At 60.1% G+C, this 20,367-nt stretch carries 16 protein-coding genes; 12 read left to right on the top strand and 4 right to left on the bottom strand.

The genetic code is table 11. The features are described 5' to 3' along the window. The first annotated feature begins 78 nt into the window (after window positions 1-78). Genes ABDK74_RS08310 through ABDK74_RS08290 form a run of 5 tightly spaced genes read left to right on the top strand, consistent with a single transcriptional unit; the run spans window position 79 to window position 4,716 of the window. Complete coding sequence (locus tag ABDK74_RS08310) at window positions 79-1,539, top strand: NAD(P)/FAD-dependent oxidoreductase (RefSeq protein ID WP_346003445.1); 1,461 nt, start codon at window positions 79-81, stop codon at window positions 1,537-1,539. 14 nt (window positions 1,540-1,553) lie between these two features. Then, window positions 1,554-2,453, top strand: a complete 900-nt coding sequence (puuE, locus tag ABDK74_RS08305; RefSeq protein WP_346003444.1) for an allantoinase PuuE — start codon at window positions 1,554-1,556, stop codon at window positions 2,451-2,453. Next, entirely contained in the window at window positions 2,450-2,974 is a 525-nt protein-coding gene (gene uraD, locus ABDK74_RS08300) for a 2-oxo-4-hydroxy-4-carboxy-5-ureidoimidazoline decarboxylase (protein ID WP_346003443.1), read from the top strand. The genes puuE and uraD overlap by 4 nt, the downstream gene beginning before the upstream one ends. Continuing rightward, window positions 2,971-3,303: a hydroxyisourate hydrolase gene (uraH, locus tag ABDK74_RS08295; protein ID WP_346003442.1), complete on the top strand. Its 333-nt coding sequence runs from the start codon at window positions 2,971-2,973 to the stop codon at window positions 3,301-3,303. The genes uraD and uraH overlap by 4 nt, the downstream gene beginning before the upstream one ends. 9 nt (window positions 3,304-3,312) lie before the next feature. After that, complete coding sequence (locus ABDK74_RS08290) at window positions 3,313-4,716, top strand: nucleobase:cation symporter-2 family protein (RefSeq protein ID WP_346003441.1); 1,404 nt, start codon at window positions 3,313-3,315, stop codon at window positions 4,714-4,716. A 119-nt stretch (window positions 4,717-4,835) separates the two neighbouring features. On the opposite strand, the gene ABDK74_RS08285 is transcribed toward ABDK74_RS08290, so the two are convergent. Together ABDK74_RS08285 and guaD are read right to left on the bottom strand one after the other, a co-directional pair. Beyond that, window positions 4,836-5,813, bottom strand: a complete 978-nt coding sequence (locus tag ABDK74_RS08285) for a DUF3034 family protein (RefSeq protein ID WP_346003440.1) — start codon at window positions 5,811-5,813, stop codon at window positions 4,836-4,838. A 163-nt stretch (window positions 5,814-5,976) separates the two neighbouring features. Then, window positions 5,977-7,293 (bottom strand): guanine deaminase, encoded by a 1,317-nt coding sequence (guaD, locus tag ABDK74_RS08280; protein ID WP_346003439.1) that lies wholly within the window; start codon window positions 7,291-7,293, stop codon window positions 5,977-5,979. Between the two features lie 143 nt (window positions 7,294-7,436). Here guaD and ABDK74_RS08275 point away from each other — a divergent pair, with 143 nt between their 5' ends. Both ABDK74_RS08275 and ABDK74_RS08270 read left to right on the top strand, forming a co-directional pair. Beyond that, window positions 7,437-8,378 carry a rhodanese-related sulfurtransferase gene (locus ABDK74_RS08275; protein WP_194253995.1) on the top strand — a complete coding sequence of 314 codons (942 nt, stop codon included), beginning with the start codon at window positions 7,437-7,439 and terminating at the stop codon, window positions 8,376-8,378. Window positions 8,379-8,424: 46 nt separating this feature from the next. Next, on the top strand, window positions 8,425-8,859 hold the full coding sequence (locus ABDK74_RS08270) for a hypothetical protein (protein WP_346003438.1): 435 nt from the start codon (window positions 8,425-8,427) through the stop codon (window positions 8,857-8,859). 30 nt (window positions 8,860-8,889) lie between these two features. Here the strand turns inward: ABDK74_RS08270 and uvrA are convergent, their stop codons facing one another. Continuing rightward, complete coding sequence (gene uvrA, locus ABDK74_RS08265; RefSeq protein ID WP_346003437.1) at window positions 8,890-11,937, bottom strand: excinuclease ABC subunit UvrA; 3,048 nt, start codon at window positions 11,935-11,937, stop codon at window positions 8,890-8,892. Between the two features lie 132 nt (window positions 11,938-12,069). On the opposite strand from uvrA, the gene ssb reads away from it, so the two are divergent. After that, window positions 12,070-12,654: a single-stranded DNA-binding protein gene (gene ssb / locus ABDK74_RS08260; protein ID WP_346003436.1), complete on the top strand. Its 585-nt coding sequence runs from the start codon at window positions 12,070-12,072 to the stop codon at window positions 12,652-12,654. A gap of 140 nt (window positions 12,655-12,794) precedes the next feature. Here the strand turns inward: ssb and ABDK74_RS08255 are convergent, their stop codons facing one another. Continuing rightward, the gene (locus ABDK74_RS08255; protein ID WP_346003435.1) at window positions 12,795-15,839 is read right to left on the bottom strand and encodes a Hint domain-containing protein; all 3,045 of its coding nucleotides are present in this window, start codon (window positions 15,837-15,839) and stop codon (window positions 12,795-12,797) included. Between the two features lie 284 nt (window positions 15,840-16,123). Here ABDK74_RS08255 and gyrA point away from each other — a divergent pair, with 284 nt between their 5' ends. The 4 genes from gyrA (at window position 16,124) to ABDK74_RS08235 (ending at window position 20,330) form a co-directional block, all read left to right on the top strand. After that, the gene (gyrA, locus tag ABDK74_RS08250; protein ID WP_408874505.1) at window positions 16,124-18,934 is read left to right on the top strand and encodes a DNA gyrase subunit A; all 2,811 of its coding nucleotides are present in this window, start codon (window positions 16,124-16,126) and stop codon (window positions 18,932-18,934) included. Next, the gene (gene coaD, locus ABDK74_RS08245) at window positions 18,915-19,445 is read left to right on the top strand and encodes a pantetheine-phosphate adenylyltransferase (RefSeq protein ID WP_062031083.1); all 531 of its coding nucleotides are present in this window, start codon (window positions 18,915-18,917) and stop codon (window positions 19,443-19,445) included. The genes gyrA and coaD overlap by 20 nt, the downstream gene beginning before the upstream one ends. A 31-nt stretch (window positions 19,446-19,476) precedes the next feature. Then, a complete protein-coding gene (locus ABDK74_RS08240) occupies window positions 19,477-19,962 on the top strand; it encodes a peptidylprolyl isomerase (protein ID WP_346003433.1) in 486 nt (161 codons plus the stop codon). A 191-nt stretch (window positions 19,963-20,153) separates the two neighbouring features. After that, on the top strand, window positions 20,154-20,330 hold the full coding sequence (locus ABDK74_RS08235; RefSeq protein ID WP_346003432.1) for a hypothetical protein: 177 nt from the start codon (window positions 20,154-20,156) through the stop codon (window positions 20,328-20,330). Window positions 20,331-20,367: the final 37 nt, after the last annotated feature.

The following is a 20,367-nucleotide window of genomic DNA, read 5'->3' as shown; positions in this document are numbered from 1 at the left end:
TCGTTTTTGATGCGGAAAGACACTCCGGCGCCCTCCGGAGACTGCCCTGTCCGTGCCGGTTCTTTGGGGTTTGACCACATGACATCCACCGTTTCTCCCGTCGATGCTCCGGTTCTGGAGGCTTTGGCTGCGCTTTCGGAGCGTGTGCGGGAGGATCTGGCGAAAATCCGCTATGCGACGGGCAACTGGAGCCTGACGCAGGACCGGGACGGGGAAGCGGTTCTGGATGTGGCGATCATCGGCGCGGGGCAGGGGGGCATTACGTCATGCTTCGGGCTGCGGCGGCAGGGTGTGACCAATGTGCAGGTCTTTGAAAAGGCGGCGAAAGGCGGCGAGGGGCCGTGGGTGACGTTTGCGCGCATGATCACGCTGCGCACGCCCCGGCATGTGACGGGGCCGGATCTGGGAATTCCCAGCCTCACGCCGCAATCCTGGTTCGAGGCGCGTTATGGCGCGCAGGCGTGGGAGGATCTGGACAAGATTTCCCGCCATGACTGGCAGGCTTATCTGGACTGGGTGCGGCAAACGCTCGACATTCCGGTCGTGAACGATCAGGAACTGGTGCATGTCGGCTGGGACGAGGGGCTGCTGCGGCTGACGTTCCGCAATACGGCCGGTCAGGAGACGGTGCGTCTGGCGCGGCGGATGGTTCTGGCGACGGGCATCGATGGGGGCGGGACGTGGCATGTGCCGTCCTTCATTTCCGACACGTTGCCGAAATCCGTTTATGCCCATACGCATGAGGACATTGATTTTGAAGCCCTGAAGGGTAAGCGGATCGGTGTTCTGGGGGCCGGGGCCTCCGCGTTCGATAACGCTGCCACGGCGCTGGAAAAGGGCGCGGGGCGGGTGGATCTGTGCCTACGTCGGGCGAAGATCCCGGCCATCAATCCGTATCGCTGGATGGAAAATGCGGGCTTTCTCGCGCATTTCTCGGAACTGCCGGATCTGACGCGCTGGCGCTTCATGCGGCAGATCTACAGCCTGAACCAGCCACCGCCGCAGGACACGTTCTGGCGCTGCCGTCGTCATGAGAATTTTGCTTTCCATCCCGGAACGCCATGGACGGCGACGCGGATGGACGGCGACGAGATCGTGGTGACGACGCCGCAGGGCGAGATGCGCTTCGATTTCCTGATCATCGGGACGGGGTTCACGATCGACCTGTCGCAGCGTCCGGAAACGCGGGATTTTGCGTCTTCGGTGATGCTGTGGCGCGACCATTTCACGCCCCCTGCCATGGAAGACAGCGCGCTTCTGGGGAGTCATCCATATCTGGGTGCGCGGTTCCAGTTCCTGCCGAAGGAGGCGTCCGATCCCAAGGTGCCGATGCTTGCGGCGATCTACAACTTCACGTTCGGGGCCATGCCGAGCATGGGGCTTTCGGGCGCGTCCATCAGCGGGATGCGTTTTGGCGTGGAAAAGCTGGCGCGGGGCATTGCGCGCGATCTGTTCATCGAGGATGGCGAGAAGCATCTGGCGAGCCTGCTGGCCTATGATACGGAAGAACTCGTCAGCCTCGATCCGCCAGTGCTTTGAGAAGGGAAACGCCCATGACGCAGGACACCTATCCGCGGGACATGATCGGCTATGGCCGCACGCCGCCTGATCCGAAATGGCCGAATGGCGCGCGCATCGCCGTGCAGTTCGTTATCAATTACGAAGAAGGGGCGGAAAATTCGGTTCTGCATGGGGATGCGGGATCGGAGGCGTTTCTGTCCGAAATGGTGGGCACGAAATCCATCATTGGCGCGCGCTGTGCGCAGATGGAGAGCCTGTACGAATATGGCAGTCGGGCCGGGTTCTGGCGGTTGCGGCGGCTGTTCGATGACGCCGGGATGCCGGTGACGGTGTTTGGTGTGGCGAAGGCGCTGGCCCGCAATCCGGATGCGGTGGCGGCCATGAAGGAGAGCGGCTGGGAGATTGCGTCCCATGGTCTGCGCTGGATTGATTATCAGGATTTCCCCGAGGATGTGGAGCGGGCGCATATCCGCGAGGCGATTGCGCTGCATACTGAAGTGACGGGAGAGCGGCCTCTGGGCTGGTATCAGGGGCGCACGAGCCCGAACACGGCGCGTCTGGTCGCGGAAGAAGGCGGGTTTGTTTACGACGCCGATTCCTATGCGGACGACCTGCCGTATTATGACCGGACGCATGGTCGGGCGCAGTTGATCGTGCCCTATACGCTGGACGCGAATGACATGAAGTTTGCGGCGCTGAACGGGTTTACGGAAGGCGAGCAGTTCTTCACCTATCTGCGCGATGCGTTCGATATGCTGTATCGCGAGGGGGGGCGGATGATGTCGATCGGCCTGCATTGCCGTCTGGCGGGCAAGCCGGCGCGGGCGCTGGGGTTGCTGAAGTTTCTGGAGCATATCCGCAAACACGAGGGTGTCTGGGTGGCGACGCGGTTGGATATCGCGCGACACTGGCAGTCTGTGCATCCCGCATGAAGATTTCAGACGTCAATGCACTGTCGGCCGAGGCGTTCGTTGCCCGGTTCGGTGGGCTTTACGAACATTCGCCGTGGGTGGCGGTAGGGGCGCTGAAGGCACGGCCTTTTGCAGATGGGGATGCGATGCTGTCCACGTTTGCGCAGGCTGTGCGGTCTGCGGGCGTGGAGGCGCAGCTTGCGCTGGTGCGGGCGCATCCGGAGCTTGGGCACCGGGCCGGGATTGATCCGGATCTGACGGAACATTCCGCCTCGGAACAGGCTTCGGTCGGGCTGGATCGTCTGACGCCTGCGGAATATGAGCGGTTTCGGGGGCTGAATGACGCGTATCGCGCGCGGTTTGCCATGCCGTTCGTGATCTGCGTGCGCAAGGTCGCTGCACCCGGAAAAGCGGCGAAGACCGTGATTATGGATGAAATGGAGCGCCGTCTGGCTGGCACTCCCGAACAGGAACTGACCGAGGCGCTGACGCAGATTGATGCGATTGCAGGGCTTCGTCTGAAAGATCTGGTGACGGCATGAGTTCTCTGTCCACGCATGTTCTCGATACGGTGTCCGGAAAGCCTGCTGCGGGTGTGAGCCTGCGTCTGTTGCAGGGAGATCGGGTTCTGTTTGAAGGCCAGACGAATGCGGACGGGCGTTGCCCGGAACTGCGGGATGTTACGGTTTCGAAAGGGACGTATTGTCTGGAATTCCGGATTGGCGATTATTTCCGCAAAAGCGGGCAGGTTCTGTCTGATCCGCCGTTTCTGGATGTGGTGCCGATCGTGTTCGGGCTGGCGGCGGAGGCTCATGCGCATGTGCCGCTGCTGGCGGCGCCGTTCGGATATTCCACCTATCGCGGAAGCTGAGGGCTTTTCATGACTGCCGAGAATGCCGCGATGACCGGTCTGCATCCCGTTGACGAGAAACTGCCGGTATGGCGGCTTGGGGCCTATGGGTTGCAGCATGTGCTGGCGTTCTACTCGGCGGCGGTTATCGTGCCGATCCTCGTGGCGGGCGCTTTACACCTGCCGCGCGAGACGCTGATCCATCTGATTGATGCGGATCTGTTCACCTGCGGGATTGCGTCGTTGCTCCAGGCGGTGGGATTCGGGCCGGTCGGGGTTCGGCTGCCCCTGTTGCAGGGCGTGACGTTCACGGCCGTGGGGCCGATGATTGCCATTGGCTCTGCTGTGGGCGGCGGGACGCCGGGGCTGTTGTCTATTTACGGGTCCGTCATTGTGGCGGGGTTCGTGACGTTGCTGATGGCGCGGCATTTCGCCGGGCTGGTGCGGTTTTTTCCGCCGGTCGTGACCGGGTCCATCATTCTCATTATCGGTCTGGCGCTGCTGCCGGTGGCGGCGAATGATATTGTCTCGGGGTCCAGCCCGTCCGTGATGCAGGACCATGTTCCATTGCGGAGCATCTGGTACGGGTTGGGGACGCTGGCGTCCATTCTGGTGATCCAGCGGCTGTGTCGCGGGTTTGTTGCCACCATTGCCGTGCTGATTGGGCTGGTTCTGGGGACGCTGGTGGCCTGGGTGCTGGGCGATGCGAATTTCGGGGAGGTGTCGTCCGCGCCACTCCTGTCCATCACGCATCCGTTTTATTTCGGGATGCCGACGTTTCATCCGGTCTCGATCCTGTCGATGGTGATCGTCATGACGATTTCCATGATCGAGACGATCGGCAACGTCTATGCGACCGGTGAAATCGTGGACAAGCCGATCACGTCCGAAGACATCGCCCGCACGCTTCGGGCCGATGGGATCGCGACTATGCTGGGTGGGGTGCTCAACTCGTTTCCCTATACGTGTTTTGCCGAAAATGTTGGGCTGGTGCGGATGACGGCGGTGAAGAGCCGCTGGGTCGTGGCGGCGGCGGCGATTATCATGATGCTGCTAGGCTGTCTGCCGCGTCTGGGCGCGCTGGTGGCTGCGGTGCCGCTGCCGGTTCTGGGCGGTGCGGCGCTGGCGATGTTCGCAACCGTGGCTGTGGTTGGTGTGCAGACTCTCTCACGGGTGGATTTCAACCGGCAGAGTAACGTCATCATCGTTGGGACCAGTATCGGGCTGAGTATGCTGGCGACGGCTCAGCCGCATATCTCTGATACGTTTCCGATGTGGGCGAAGATCATTTTTGGAAGCGGGATTACGCTTGGATCGCTGTCGGCGATTTCGCTACATCTGATTTTCAACGTGAAGCGGACGATTCACGAGGCGACGCATGCGACGGATGTGCCGCGTGAGTCGTTGATTGACGAGCGTATCCGCGAAGGGTGAAGGATCAGGGTTCTGCCCTGAAACCCGCCAAAAGCCGGGGGCCTTTGGAAACCGATTCATAAAATAGGGTGCAGGGATCGAGATCCCTGCCGGGTCCGGGCAGAGCCCGGAACGCCTTGTCAGAATCCCGTCTGGCCGGAAAAATAGAAACCCGTCTGGTTTTTGAACGTCGCAATCGTGCCAAGTGATACGTAAGCCAGCGTGATATTCAGATGCTTGTTGATGAAATAGCTGGTGTACACATCGAACCAGTTGCTTTCGTCGGTGAAGCGCTGGTTACGGGGTTTGGTGCGGTATTCCACACCGACAATGAGGCCGGGCAGGAAGGGCGGCAGATAGCCGAGAGAGCCTTCGAACTGAGCGTGATAAGCGTTGTCGAGGTCGCCGCCAAAGCCGATGATGCCCCACTGGTTGGCCTTGGTGAAACGGACGGTGGTGTCGATCAGGATGCCGACTTTCGGAAACAGCTTGGTGACGGCGAGATAGGCGTCTGCGCCGTCGGTGTGTTTTGAGCCGACCATGTGAATGATGCGGCTGTCGCTATCATGTTTGTACATGGCGCCAATGGCGACCTGGGGGATCAGGGTATTGTCGGCGACATGGCCGAAAAGGCGGACTTTCGCACCTGCGACGTCGAGATCGAACTGGTAGCCGTTGCCGATGCCGAGCTTGGCGCCTGTGGCGCGGGTCTGGAAGAAATTATGGGTGTAGGAAAGCTCCACGCGGTCAAAAAGGCCAATCGAGGCGCCGACGTTCTGGTCCCAGTAATTAGTGAGGTTTACGTAGCTGTAGTGAAAGGCCATGCCTGCGCTCTTGTCGCTGCCATAGCCGCTGATGGTGGCCCAGGTTGCGAGGCCGCCGCCGCTTGAGCCTTCAAGAGACGTCATGCCACCGGTGCCAATCGCGCGCTGTCCGTCAAAGAGTGTGTGAAACAGGGATTTGCTGTTGCCGTCATTGCCCAGAATGACCTGCGGTGCGTTCTCTGTAGTGTCTGCGGCATGCGCGGCGCGCTCTGGAAGAAGGGCGCTGAGGGACAGCGCTGCGGTCAGGGACATCAGGGAACGGAAAGTCTGCGCGGAGGAGAGGGAATGGTTCATGGGTCCTGCTTTTAGGTCGCGAGCCCGAGGGGGAGCCGGAGTATTCTCGCAGGTTAAATACTCTTGCCAGTATAGTTTCTGAAATGCTGATAAATAGTTAATGCAACCCTAAGACTTTTAAAAATTCAGAGTCAAAATAAAATGGTATTCTGTGTCACAGGTTTCAGGTTGTCTTGCGCTCATGGCGGCGCTGGCCGGCCACATAGGTGGCGGCGATGCTGCGATCGTCGCCCAGCATGGTGAGGGCGAACAGGCGGTCAGCGAGGGTTTCGGCCGTCTGCGCGCGGATCCGGCCCAGAGGTGTGGCGGCGGGATCGAAGACGCAGAGATCGGCGTAGAGGCCGGGTTTGATGCTGCCGATCCTGTCCTGAAGACCGAGGGAGCGTGCGCCTCCCGCCGTGGCAAGCCAGAGCCCCTGCGCGGGATGGAGTTTGGCTTGGAGGCCCTGTGCGACCTTGTAGGCATCGGAGAGAACCTGAAGCAGCGACAGGGACGGCCCGGCGCCGATGTCGCTGCCGATGCCGACGGGCACGCGGCGTTCTGGTTTGAGGGCTTCAAAGAGCGGGAATGAGCCGCTGCCGAGGAACTGGTTCGAGCCGGGACAGTGCGCGATGGAGCAGCCGGTATCGTGACAGCGCTGGAAGTCGGTTTCTTCGGCGTGGACGGCATGGGCGAGAATGGCGCGGGGACGCAGGAGACCGGCCTTGTCGTACACGTCCAGATAGGAGTTGCGATCGGGGAACAGTTCGCGGACCCAGGCGATTTCGGAGCGGTTTTCGAGCAGATGTGTCTGCATGAACAGGTCGGGTTTCGTGGCGAGGAGGGCGCCTGCGAGATCGAGTTGTTCGGGGGTGCTGGTGGGGGCGAAGCGGGGGGTGACGGCGTAAAGCTGGCGTCCGCGATTGTGCCAGCGTGCGATGAGGCCCGCGGATTGGTCGTAGCCGTTCTGGGCAGTATCGCGCAGGTTTTCCGGGGCGTTGCGGTCCATCAGGACCTTGCCTGCGATCATGCAGGTGTTGAGGCGTTCGGATTCCTCGAAGAAGGCGTCCACAGACTGGGGGTGGACCGTGCAGTACACGGCGGCTGTCGTGGTTCCGACGCGCAGGAGTTCGTTCAGGAACTGTCGGGCGACGGTGCGGGCATAAGTCAGGTCGGCGTAGCGGGCTTCGGCGGGGAAAACATAGTGTTCCAGCCATTCCAGAAGCTGCTCGCCATAGGATGCGATGACCGGAAGCTGCGGGTAATGGACGTGCGTATCGATCATGCCGGCGGAAATCAGCATGTCGGGGTAGTGGTCGATGGGTGTTCCGGTGGGGATTGTGTCGCGCAGGCTGTCCCAGGGACCGGCAGCGGTGATGCGCCCGTTCTCGATCAGGATCAGGCCGTCGGGCTCGTGATGCAGGGCATCCATGGGATCGGTGGTGAAGGGATCGGCATGGAAGGTCAGGAAGGGGCCGCGAATGGCGCTGATCTGGGTCATGGGAGCACTTTACCGCAGGGATCGTGCCTGTGTCTGCGTCATATGGGTCTGGCATCCCGGCTTTGGCCCTGATATTTCCGGGGCTGTCTTTTTTCATCCGATCGCGGCTGTGTCTGCGGTCCCGGTTGCCGGATGCCTGCCTCATGTCCGATATTCTCGAACCGATCCGCATTGTCGCGCTGTATCATTTCACGCCGTTCGCCGACCCTGCTGCATTGCGGGAGCCGTTGCTGGAACTGTGTGAACGTGAGGGAATCCGGGGGATTCTGCTTCTGGCGCGCGAAGGGATCAACGGCACGATCGCCGGAACGGATGAGGGCATGGAGCGCGTGATGGCGCATATCCGTGCACTTCCGGGCTGTGCGGACCTGGAGAGCAAGGACTCCCGTGCGCCTGAACTGCCATTCCGCCGCATGAAGGTGCGGCTGAAAAAGGAAATCGTCACGATGGGCGAGCCTGATATCGACCCGCTTCAGGGCGTAGGGCGGTATGTGGCGCCGGAAGACTGGAACGCGCTGATTTCCGATCCGGATACGATCCTGATTGATACGCGAAACGATTATGAAGTGGCGATCGGCACGTTCAAAGGCGCGGAAGACCCGAAAACGAAATCCTTCCGTGAATTCCCGGAATGGTTTCGCAAACGGCGGCAGGAACTGGAAGCGGAAGGCCGTCTGCCGAAGATTGCCATGTTCTGCACGGGGGGCATCCGCTGCGAAAAATCAACGTCCTTTGCGCGGGCGGAGGGTGTGGACGAAGTCTATCATCTTAAGGGCGGCATCCTGAAATATCTGGAGACCGTGCCCGAGGAAGAGAGCCTGTGGGAAGGCGAGTGCTTCGTGTTCGACCAGCGTGTTTCAGTGAAGCATGGGCTGGAGATCGGGACGCATGATGTCTGCCATGCCTGCCGTCGCCCGCTGAACGCGCACGACAAGGCCTCGCCGCTGTTCGTGCAGGGTGTGTCGTGCCCGCATTGTCATAACGAGCGGACGGAAGAGCAGCGCCATCGTTATGCTGAGCGTGAGCGGCAGGAAGTGCTGGCTCAGACGCGGAAGGCCGGGCATTTGGGTGTTCGGCAAAAGTAAGTGTGGATGGGGGCGGGGTCATGCTGTTTCTGGCGGGATAAAATCAATGATTCGCGTTGTTCTCGGCCTAATTTTTGCCATTGCTATCGGCGGCACTGCTTTCGCGGGGGCCAAGCCGGAATCCTTGGAGGAGTTAACCCATAACCTCAATATCGTGCTCAACGAGGAGCTTGATGGAAAGGCAACACTTAACGGACGGCTGATTGTGCGTGTTGAGCGTGCCTCGATCTGCAAGTCGGCGGTCTGGACACAGAGCAACGGTGCCGGATCGCCATTGCGGCGTGATCTGCTGGAATGGGACAAAATGTTTGATGGTGATCCTTCGTACGACGACCAGTCTTACTATATGATATTCGTCTATGCTGACCATCGGAGCGACGATGTCGTGTCCATGCCTCTCACGGCGCATCCGGACCGTTTTGAAGATTCGGCCGGTGTCAACCTCATGTCGTGCCAACCCAAGCATCATCATCGCCAGTGACGATGCTTGTGTCCGGCGAGCCGACCGGGCTCAGGCTTTGGTCTTATTGCGGGACCCGGCGGGGCGGCCTCTGGGCTTCTTTTCGGTGTCGGCTTTTTCTGGGGCCTTTTCCTTGATGGTCTTTGCCTTTTTCACGGCTGTGCGCTCGGCTTTTGGCGGTGGCAGGCTGGCGGCGAGCATGGCTTGGGTGATTTTGGTGGCCGTGACTTTGCGCGGCTGTCTTGCGCCCGGCGCGTCCAGAAGCGGGGCGAGGAAGCGGCCGGTATGGCTGGCTTTGCACGCAGCGATGTCTTCTGGTGTTCCGGCTGCGACGACCTGACCGCCGCCGTCACCGCCCTCGGGGCCAATATCGATCAGCCAGTCGGCTGTCTTGATGACTTCGAGATTGTGCTCGATCACCAGCACCGTGTTGCCCTGATCGACGAGGGTGTGCAGCACTTCGAGCAGCTTACGGACGTCTTCGGTGTGCAGCCCGGTTGTGGGCTCATCAAGGATATAGACCGTGCGGCCAGTGGCGCGCTTGGCCAGTTCCTTCGACAGCTTGACGCGCTGGGCCTCACCGCCCGAAAGCGTGGTGGCCTGCTGGCCGAGGGCGACATAGCCCAGCCCGACCTGTTGCAGGATGGCGAGACGGTCGCGGATTTTTGGGGCGGCCTGAAAGAATGGCAGGGCCTCGTCTACGGTCATGGCCAGCACGTCCGCAATGGATTTGCCGCGGAATTTCACTTCCAGCGTTTCGCGGTTGTAGCGTGCGCCTTTGCAGGTGTCGCATGTCACGTACACGTCCGGCAGGAAGTGCATCTCGATCTTGAGAACGCCGTCGCCCTGACAGGCTTCGCAGCGCCCGCCCTTCACGTTGAAGGAGAAGCGGCCCGGCTTGTAGCCGCGGGCCTTGGACTCGGGCAGTTCGGCGAACCAGTCGCGGATCGGCGCGAACAGGTCTGTATAGGTCGCGGGGTTGGAGCGTGGGGTCCGGCCGATCGGGGACTGGTCGATCTCGATGATCTTGTCGAGATTGTCCACGCCTTCCAGACGGTCATAGGGCAGTGGCGTCTGGCTCGATTTCATGAGCTGACGGGACAGCGCTTTATAGAGCGTGTCGATGACCAGCGTGGATTTGCCGCCACCCGAAACGCCCGTGACGGCGATGAAGGTGCCGAGCGGGAAATCGACCGTCAGATCCTTGAGGTTGTTCCCGCGTGCGCCGTGCAGGGTGAGCATACCGCTGGGCTTGCGGCGTTCGGTCGGAACGGGAATGACCTTGCGGCCTGACAGATAGGCGCCCGTGATGCTGTTGGGGTTCTTGGCGACTTCTGCCGGGGTGCCGACGGCAATGACTTCGCCGCCGAGTTTGCCTGCACCCGGTCCCATGTCGATCAGATAGTCTGCCGCGCGGATGGCGTCCTCGTCATGTTCGACGACAATGACGGTGTTGCCGAGGCGCTTGAGGCGTTCGAGCGTACCGAGCAGGCGTTCGTTGTCGCGCTGGTGCAGGCCGATGGAAGGCTCGTCCAGCACATACAGCACGCCCGTCAGGCCCGAACCGATCTGCGATGCCAGACGGATGCGCTGGCTTTCGCCGCCGGACAGGGTTGCGGAACCGCGCGAGAGGGTGAGGTAGTCCAGCCCCACATCGTCGAGGAAGTGTAGGCGATCCGTGATTTCGCGCAGGATGCGGCGGGCGATTTCGGCGCGCTGGGGCGTCAGTGTCGCTTCCACGCCGGAGAACCAGTCGAGCGCCTTGCGGATCGGCATGTCCGAGGCTTCGGCGATGTTGAGGTCCTTGACCTTCACGCACAGCGCCTCGGGTTTAAGTCGTGCGCCGTGGCAGGCATGGCAGGGTTTTTCGGACTGGTAACGCGACAGTTCTTCGCGCACCCACATGCTGTCGGTTTGCGCCATGCGGCGGCGCAGGTTCTTCAGCACGCCTTCGAACGGCTTGGTAACGATATGGACCTTCCCGCCGTCGGTATAGGGAATGTCGATCGGCTCTTTGGAACCGTTGATGATGAGGTCTTGCGTGGCGGGCTGGAGGTCGGACCAGGGTGTGTGCATGTCATCGCCGCAATGGCGGGCGAGGGCGGCGAGCGTCTGGTCGTACCAGTCCGTGCTTGAGCCCTTCCAAGGGGCGATGGCCCCTTCGGCTAGGGTCAGACTGTCATCCGGGACAATCAGGTTTTCGTCGAAATGGGTTTCGGTGCCGATGCCGTCACAGACCGGGCAGGCGCCCATCGGGGCGTTGAAGGAGAACAGGCGCGGCTCGATCTCCTCGATCGTGAAGCCGGAGACGGGGCAGGCGAAGCGCGACGAGAACACGACATGCGCCGGGGCTTCTTTTTCTCCTGCGCGTTTGACTTCCTCGGCATAGGCCAAGCCGTCCGAGAGTTCGAGGGCGGTCTCGAAGCTGTCGGCGAGGCGGGATTCGAGCCCTTCCTTGACGACAATCCGGTCCACGACGACTTCGACGTTATGGCGCGTCTTGCGGTTCAGCTCCGGGGCCTCGGCGATTTCGTAGAGTTCACCGTCGATCTTTACGCGCGTGAAGCCTTTGCGCGTCAGTTCGGCAAGTTCGCGTTTGCAGTCGCCCTTGCGGTCTCGCACGACGGGGGCGAGCAGCATCATGCGCATGCCATCGGGCATGGCCATGACGCGGTCCACCATCTGGCTGACGGTCTGCGCCTCGATCGGCAGGCCGGTCGCTGGGGAGTAGGGGATCCCCGCGCGCGCCCAAAGCAGGCGCATGTAGTCGTGGATTTCCGTGATCGTGCCGACGGTCGAACGGGGGTTCTTGGACGTGGTTTTCTGCTCGATCGAGATGGCCGGGGAGAGGCCCTCGATAGAGTCCACGTCCGGTTTGCCCATCAGCTCAAGGAACTGGCGGGCATAGGCGGAAAGGCTTTCCACATAGCGTCGTTGCCCCTCGGCATAGATCGTATCGAAGGCCAGTGAGGATTTTCCGGAACCGGAGAGGCCCGTGATGATCGTCAGGGAATCCCGCGGGATCGTAGCGTCAATGTTCTTGAGGTTATGGGCGCGGGCCCCACGAACGCGGATCGAATGATTGTCTGGAAAGCTCACGGAGACCCCGGAATGTGGAGAAAAGGCAGTTGTGAGATCGAACGCGCTTGAATGGCGTTGGATTGTTCCCCATTAGATGGGAACTTACGCACGTATGAAAAGAACAATTCGAGAAAATTGGTTGGGACGGGAATGGCAGGCAGCGTCAATAAGGTGATTCTGGTCGGAAATCTGGGGAAGGACCCGGAAGTTCGCAACACGCAGTCGGGCGGCAAAATCGTCAACCTGACCGTTGCGACGTCCGACACCTGGAACGACAAGCAGTCGGGTGAGCGCAAAGAGCGCACCGAGTGGCATCGTGTGGTGATCTTCAACGAGCGGACGGCTGATGTCGCCGAGCGTTATCTGCGCAAGGGCCGTAAGGTCTATATCGAAGGTGAACTCCGCACCCGGAAGTGGACCGACCAGTCCGGCCAGGAAAAATACACGACTGAAGTCGTGATCGACCGGTTCCGTGGGGATCTGGTGCTGATCGACAGCAATCGCAGCGGTGGCGGCGATGATGGTGGCTTTGACAACGGTGGCGGCTATGGCGGTGGCAATAGCGGCGGCTTCGGTGGTGGCAGCCGTAGTGGCTCCGCTGGCGGCTCGGGCGGTGGCTTTGGTGGTTCCCGTGGGAATTCCGGCGGAGCTTCTGGCGGCGGTCGTTCGGGCGGCAGCAATGGCGGCTGGGATGCCCCGCCGGACAACGATCTGGACGATGAAATTCCGTTCTGAGATTCAGGGTCGCATACGGCTTTTGAATGTTGAAAACCCCGGAGGCTCAGGCCTCCGGGGTTTTTTGTGACTGTGGTGCAGACCAAAAAAAAGCCTCACCCCCGAAAGGGTGAGGCTTTTTCATTTCAGACCGGCTGGCTTCAGGCGGTCAGGGCTGCGTTTTCTTCCGACGTCACCAGATAGGGGCCAGCGGCCAGGATCTGGATGGCGAGCATGCCGAGGCTGTTCGGCTGACGGGCCGTCAGCGGCAGTATGGCGTTGCCGTTCGTCCAGCGGACTGCGGTGTTCTCCTGAACGTCCCAGCCGGACAGGTCTGCGTCCGTCAGGTGCTGGTCGATGCGGATCGTGTTGCCCGAGTCGAACAGCGTGACTTCACCGACCAGAACGCCGAGCTCGCGACGGTCATCCACGAACGGTCCGACCGTCTCGCTCGGGCTGGACGTGCGGGACATGATGCGAACGCCGGTCACGTCGGACGGGATCATGAACATTGCACGGCCATTGGCGGTGCGGACCTGATGAATGGTCTGGCCCGTGCTGGCGACGAGGTACAGGCCAGCGTCTTCGGTCAGGAGCGGAGCAGCAACCGTGTTTTCGATTCCTGCGGCGATGGCGCGGGCTTCGATCTCGCGGAAGATCGGCTCCACCACATCCCGGCTGACGGACAGCGGAGCTGCTGCGTCGTCATTCCAGTTGCGCTCGCGGCCACCCAGCGAAACAACGCTGCCATCCTGACGGAAGGACTGGCGGTTGCCGGTGTCGAGGTAGCTTTCCGTCAGCATGCCGTCTGCCATGATGACCGAGTGTTCGGCCGTTTCTACATGGAAGTAGTCATAGACGGCGATGGAGCGATCATAGACCACCGAACGACCATTCACGAGCATACGGGCCGGGATGAAACCGCCATTGATGAACAGGCAGTGTTCCGGAGTGACCAGCATGTCCTTGTAAGGCACGCCTTCGGCGAGTGCGCCCTGCATGATGCGGACCGGATAACCGGCTTCAGCGTCGGTCAGACCGGCCTTGGCGATCATGTGGGAGCGGCCAGCCCAGGTGACTTTACGCTCAACGGTTTCGCCGTTCACGAAGGCCAGAACCGTGCTGCCGAGGCGCAGGGTCTCGACGGCCACATCGCCTTCCGGCGTGCGGATCATGCTGCCAGCGAGGAAGCAGGGCGCATTGCCGTTGTCTTCGACGATCCAGCCATTGCTGCCGTCCTGAACGATGGACGCATTGGCGGCGGGGACGAAGCCGCTTGCCGTGTGAATGTTGCCGAAGGTGATCAGGCGGCCGTCAGCCAGTGTGACCTGAAGCGTGTAGGAACCATCTGTATTCGGTGTGTAGGTGGCAGCCGTCGGGGCGGAAGACACACCGGAGATGCCGAAATGTGTGTTGGAGGACACACCGTTGATCACGACGCCCTGAGCATTCGATGAATCGTTATGCAGGAAGCCGTTGGCTTCAACGTACACCGTGTTGACCGTGTTCGGATCAACATTGATGGTGTTGATGGACTCGCTCGGATACAGGAACAGGCCGCTGTTCTGCGAAAGATTGACGATGCCGCCATTGACCCAAAGCGCGTTGGTGGCAGAGCCCAGCGTGGCGTTGATCAGATTGATCGCGCCGCCATTATTGATGCTGTTTGTATCGAACACGACGTTGTTGTCGTTGTTCATGATCGTGATGATGCCCTCATCACGGTTCATCGCGACGCCGCCGAGTTCGACCTTGGACGGCGTGTTGATCAGGATCGTGCCGCTGTTCTCGAAACCGGCCGTCGTGAAGACGTAGCCGTTATAGGTGCTACCACCCTGCGCAGTAATTTCCAGCGTGCTGTTCTGCCAGACGCTGAGGCTGCGGATCTGATTGTAGGACGGCGCGTTGGCGACGACGACGCTCGGCGTGGGGTTGCCGTAATAGCCAACATTGACGTCAGCATTCTGCTCGCTCTGCGGAACGGCATTGCCGCTGAAGGAATCGCCGGACGTGTCAGCGACGTTGCCGCGACCGTCATACAGCGTCCAGTTCTTCGGATCGTACCAGTCACCACCTGTGGCAGAACCGGTCCAGCGCCATGTGTTGTCGTGCGTATGGTATCCGATGGCGTTGTTGCTGTACTGCGAGGGATCACCACCGGCCGCTGATGCTGTCGCTGCCGTTGCGGCGAGCTGCTGATGTAGGTCACTGCTGACATAAGATGCCGGAGTCGTTGTGGTGCCAGCGTCTTCGATGAGCCAGCCCTTGGAGCCGTCCTGTACGATCGTGGCCTGTGCAGCAGGCGTGTAGCCGTTTGCGACGTGAACCGTCGGATAGGTGATGGCGTGGCCGTTATCGAGAGTGATCGTCAGCGTGTAGGAGCCGTCGGTGTTGGCTTCATACGTAGCCGAGACAGGCCTGGAGGAGCCACTCAGGATACCGAAATGGGTGTTCTCGGAAACGCCGTTGATAACGGTGTTCTGCAAGGAGCCGCTGCTGTTGGAGAAGCGGTCGTTGACATACAGCGTGTTGGTAGTGGCCGGATCGACGTTGATCGTGGAGCCTTCGCCGTACAGGTTTGCAATGAGCGTGCTGTTCTGCTGAAGATTGATTGTGCCGCCAGCAACGGTGATGGGCGTTGCAAGGGTGCCGAGGCTTGAATTAACGAGATTGAGCGTGCCGTTGTTCAGATACGCGTCGTCAAATGCCACATTTCCGTTGTTGTTCAGGATCGTCAGGGTGCCATTGCCCGACGTCACGCCACCGAGTTCGACCTTGGACGGGGTGTCGATGATGATGGTGCCGTTGTTCTGAAGACCGGCTGTTGCGAAAACGTTACCGTTTCCACCCTGTGCGGTGATTTTCAGGGTGCTGTTCTGCCAGACGCTGAGGCTGCGGATCTGATTGTAGAGAACCGCATTGGAGACGACGACGTTCGGTGTCGGGTTTCCGTAAAATCCGACGTTGACGTCAGCATTCTGCTCACTCTGGGGAATTGGAGTTCCGTTGAAGGCGTCGGAAGATGTATCAACCGTACGACCGGCATCGGTCAGAACCCAGTTGCTGGGATTGGTCCAGTCGCCGCCTGTTTCGGGGCCAACCCACCGCCAAGCATAGTCGTGCTGATGATAGCTGGTCTCTGTGGTGTTGTAATTGGTGTTGTCACTGCCGGCGGGCGTGGTGTCGTCGGTGGTTGTATCGGCCATGAGGAGATCTTTCCGAAAAAGTTCCGGCACGGACTCGCCGGAGTGTGTTTGGGAATTGCTAACGTGTTCAATTAGTACCCGCAAGTTAATAAGATGTTAACGCTCGTCTGTATTTTGGAGAACTTCGTTAATCTTTCGTTTGTCGACTTCACTTGTCGAACTCTTCTGGGCCGGGATTTCGACTAAGGGTGAATGTGCTTCACAGCACCGGGTGTGGCGTGATGACGACGCATGCGATATGCTGGAGAAACTGAATTCTAGTGTGGTGACCTGTCTTGACCGAGCTGACCGAGCCGACTGATCTGCCCTCTTCCGGCCGTCTTCCTGTGACGATCGAGGAGGAAATGCGCTCCTCCTATCTGGCTTATGCGATGTCCGTGATCGTATCGCGCGCTCTGCCGGATGTGCGGGACGGCCTGAAGCCGGTTCATCGCCGTATCCTCTATGCCATGCGTGAAAGTGGCTTCACGGCTGACAAGCCCTATCGCAAATCCGCACGTGCTGTCGGTGATGTGATGGGTAAATACCATCCGCATGGTGACAGCTCGATCTATGACGCCATGGTCCGGATGGCGCAGCACTGGTCGATGCGCGTCAAGCTGATCGATGGTCAGGGTAATTTCGGATCGGTCGATGGCGATAGCCCGGCTGCCATGCGTTATACCGAGGCGCGTCTGGCCAAGGCGTCGTCCTTCCTGCTGGACGATATTGACCGCGATACCGTTGATTTTCAGCCTAACTATGACGAGAGCGAGAACGAGCCGAAGGTTCTGCCTGCGGTTTTCCCGAATCTGCTCGTCAATGGTGCGGCCGGTATTGCCGTCGGTATGGCGACCAATATCCCGCCCCATAATCCGGGCGAAGTCATTGATGCTACGCTGGCGATGATTGCCAATCCGGCCATCGAACTTGATGAGCTGATGCAGATCATCCCGGGGCCGGATTTCCCGACGGGCAGCATCATCATGGGACGGAGCGGTATCCGTCGCGCCTATGAGACGGGTCGTGGGTCCATTCCGGTGCGGGCACGTGCCGAGATCGAGGAAATCCGCAAGGACCGTCAGGCCATCATCATCACCGAGATTCCGTATCAGGTGAACAAGGCCACGTTGCAGGAAAAGATCGCCGATCTGGTCCGGGCCAAGGAAATCGAAGGTATTTCCGACATCCGCGACGAGTCCGATCGCTCCGGGATGCGCGTTGTCATCGAACTCAAGCGCGATGCGACACCGGATGTGGTGCTGAACCAGCTCTACCGCTTCACGCAGCTTCAGACCTCTTTCAGCGCCAACATGCTGGCGCTGGACGACGGCAAGCCGCGGACGATGGGACTGAAGGACATTCTGGAAGCCTTCTTGCGCTTCCGTGAAGAAGTCATTCTGCGCCGCGCCCGGTTCGATCTGAACAAGGCTCGTGATCGCGGGCATCTGCTGGTTGGTCTTGTTCTGGCTGTTGCCAATATCGATGAAGTCATCGCGCTGATCCGTGCGGCTCCCGATGCTGCCACGGCCCGTGAGTCGCTGATGGCGCGGGAATGGGACGCTTCGGAAGTCATTCCGCTGCTCGAACTGATCCATGACGAAGGCAATGTCATCATCGATGGCAAGGTTCGTCTGACGGAAGCGCAGGCGCGTGGCATTCTTGAGCTGCGCCTGCAACGCCTGACGGGTCTGGAACGCGAGAAGATCCAGGGCGAACTGGGTGACGTCGCTGTCAAGATCGGCGAGCTGCTTCAGATCATCGAGAGCCGTCCGCGCCGGATGGAAGTCATGCGCGAGGAGCTTCTGGCGGCCCGTGCGGAAGTCGCAACACCGCGTGCGACGGAAATCTCCGATGCACTGGGCGACCAGACGGATGAAAGCCTGATCGAGCCGGGGCAGATGGTTGTGACCATTACACGCGACGGTTTCATCAAGCGCACGCCGCTGGAGATTTTCCGATCACAGAACCGGGGTGGCCGTGGTCGTACGGCCTCGGGTCGCCGTGGCGATGACGTGATTATCCGTAGTTTCAACGCGCATACACATCAGTGGGTGATGTTCTTCTCTTCGGGCGGCAAGGCCTACCGGATGAAGGTCTGGCACCTGCCGGAAGCCGCGCCGACCGCCAAAGGCCGTGCGCTGGTTAATCTGTTGCCGGAACTGGGAACGGATTCCATCACGGCTGTTCTGCCATTGCCGCAGGATGAGGAACTGTGGGACGACCTGCACCTCGCCTTCGCCACGGCCAGCGGCAATGTGCGCCGTAACCGTCTGAGCGATTTCCGCAATATCCGTGCGTCCGGCCTGATTGCCATGAAGCTCGACGAGGGGGATTCCCTCATCGGTGTGGCGACGTGTCGTGAGGGCCAGGACGTGTTCCTGGCGACGAAGAACGCGCGCTGCATCCGCTTCCAGATTACGGACGAGACGCTGCGGGTGTTTGCCGGTCGTGGCAGCACGGGCGTGCGCGGCATCCGTCTGGGCGACGGCGATGCAGTGATTTCGCTGTGTATCCTCAATCACGTCGACGCCAGTGTCGAGGAACGCGCAGCTTATCTGCGGATGGCCAATGCCAAGCGCCGTGCTGAAAATGCGGTTCTGGAAGATGGCGCCGAGGACGAGGCCGTCTCCGGTGATGAAGAAACTGTCGAAATCGTCGGTGATCTGACGCAGGAGCGCTTCGAGGAGCTGGAACAGCAGGAAGAAATTCTTCTGACCGTGACGGATGGTGGCTTTGGCCGCCGCTCCTCGGCTTATGATTACCGTGTGTCGGGCCGTGGCGGTCAGGGCATTACCAACATGACCTTCTCTGCGAACCGTCGCGGCAAGGAAGTGGTGGGCACGCTGCCGACGCTTGATGGTACGGATGTCATGCTGGTCACGGATACGGGGCGTCTGATCCGTCTGCCGGTCTCGCAGGTGCGCGTCATGGCGCGTCAGGCTAGTGGTGTGACACTGTTCCGTCTGAATGACAGCGAAACCGTCATCTGTGTCTTCCCGGTTCTGGAAGACGATACGGAAGAGGGTGACACCGACGAGACTGCGCCTGATGTAACGTCTGACGCAGCTTCCGAAGCCCCCTCCGCTGGTGACGATGCTGCATCTGACGCCTGAGGCGCGGACGGATCCGCGTGTCGGGTTTTATCCCGGCACGTTCGATCCGGTCACGTTCGGGCATCTGGACATTATCCATCGGGCCTCCGCACTGTTCGACCGGCTGCTGGTCGGGGTGGCGGTCAATGAAGGCAAACAGCCGCTTCTTGATCTGGAGGCGCGCCTGTCAGCTCTGCGACATGAGGTTGACAAGCTGCCGCACGGGGAGCGGATCGAGGTTGTCGGCTTCGATACGCTGCTTGTGGATGCTGTCCGTCAGGCGGGCGCTGGGACGGTCGTGCGTGGGCTGCGTTCTGGTGGGGACTTCGATTACGAGAGCCAGCTTTCAGGAGCGTTGCGTCGTCTGGCGCCCGAAATCGAGACAGTTTTCCTGCTCTCTTCAGAAGAGCATCGCAGTACGGCCAGCCGCATTGTGAAGGAAATCGCACGGCTGGGAGGGGATATTTCGCCCTTCGTCAGCGAAGATGTTGCACATATCGTCTTGTCGAAACTGGGCCGAGGGCCGACATAGGAACCTTCAACGATTTCTGGAAGGTTCCAAGATGTCCGATACTGCAGTGCCTGACGGCAACAAGCTGGTTTTCGAGCTCAAGACTGGCAAGGTGGTCATCGAGCTGCGCCCCGACCTGGCGCCTCTGGCTGCCGAGCGTCTCAAGCTGCTGGCCACAGAAGGCTTCTATAACGGTGTGGTGTTCCATCGCGTGATCGAAGGCTTCATGGCTCAGGGTGGCGATCCGACCGGAACCGGCACGAGCGGCAGCTCCTATCCGGACCTCAAGGCCGAGTTCACGAATGCCGCCAAGTTCGAACGTGGCACGGTTGGTATGGCCCGTACGATGGCCCCGAACTCCGCCAATAGCCAGTTCTTCATCATGTTCGCCGCCAGCCCGCATCTGAACGGTCAGTACACGATCGTCGGTCAGGTCACGGAAGGCATGGAATATGTGGACCAGCTCAAGCGTGGTTCCGGCGCGGGTGGTGTGGTCAAGGACCCCGACACCATCGTCAAGGCCTATGTTGAAGCCTGAATCCTGCGTAAAAGCGGATTTTGAAAAAGCCGGTGCAGTGATGCACCGGCTTTTTTTTATTAGGGGTTTTGCGGGATGCGGCGCTCATGAGTGCATTCATAAATCGTGCTTATGAACAGATAGAAACATAAGATTTCACGGGTCTCTTTTCTGCTCGTATGGTCACCACGATCAGAAAAGGAAGAATAAAAATGATGATCAGGAAATCAGTGCTGGTATTGGATATGATGCTCTTATCCTGTGCTTTGGCGTTATCTGCCTGTTCAAGCGGTGTGGTCAATGGAGGGGATGCGCGCAGTCATTTTTCCAACACTGTTGCAATCACGACGCCAGATGCTGCAAGTATTCCAGACCGTGCTATTTTCTAAAGAAAAAGGCGCCCTGTAACGGGGCGCCTTTCCTGTG

This window comes from Gluconobacter sp. OJB (assembly GCF_039638275.1).
Classification (GTDB): domain Bacteria; phylum Pseudomonadota; class Alphaproteobacteria; order Acetobacterales; family Acetobacteraceae; genus Gluconobacter; species Gluconobacter cerevisiae.
This window is presented reverse-complemented; position numbering and strand designations above follow the sequence as displayed.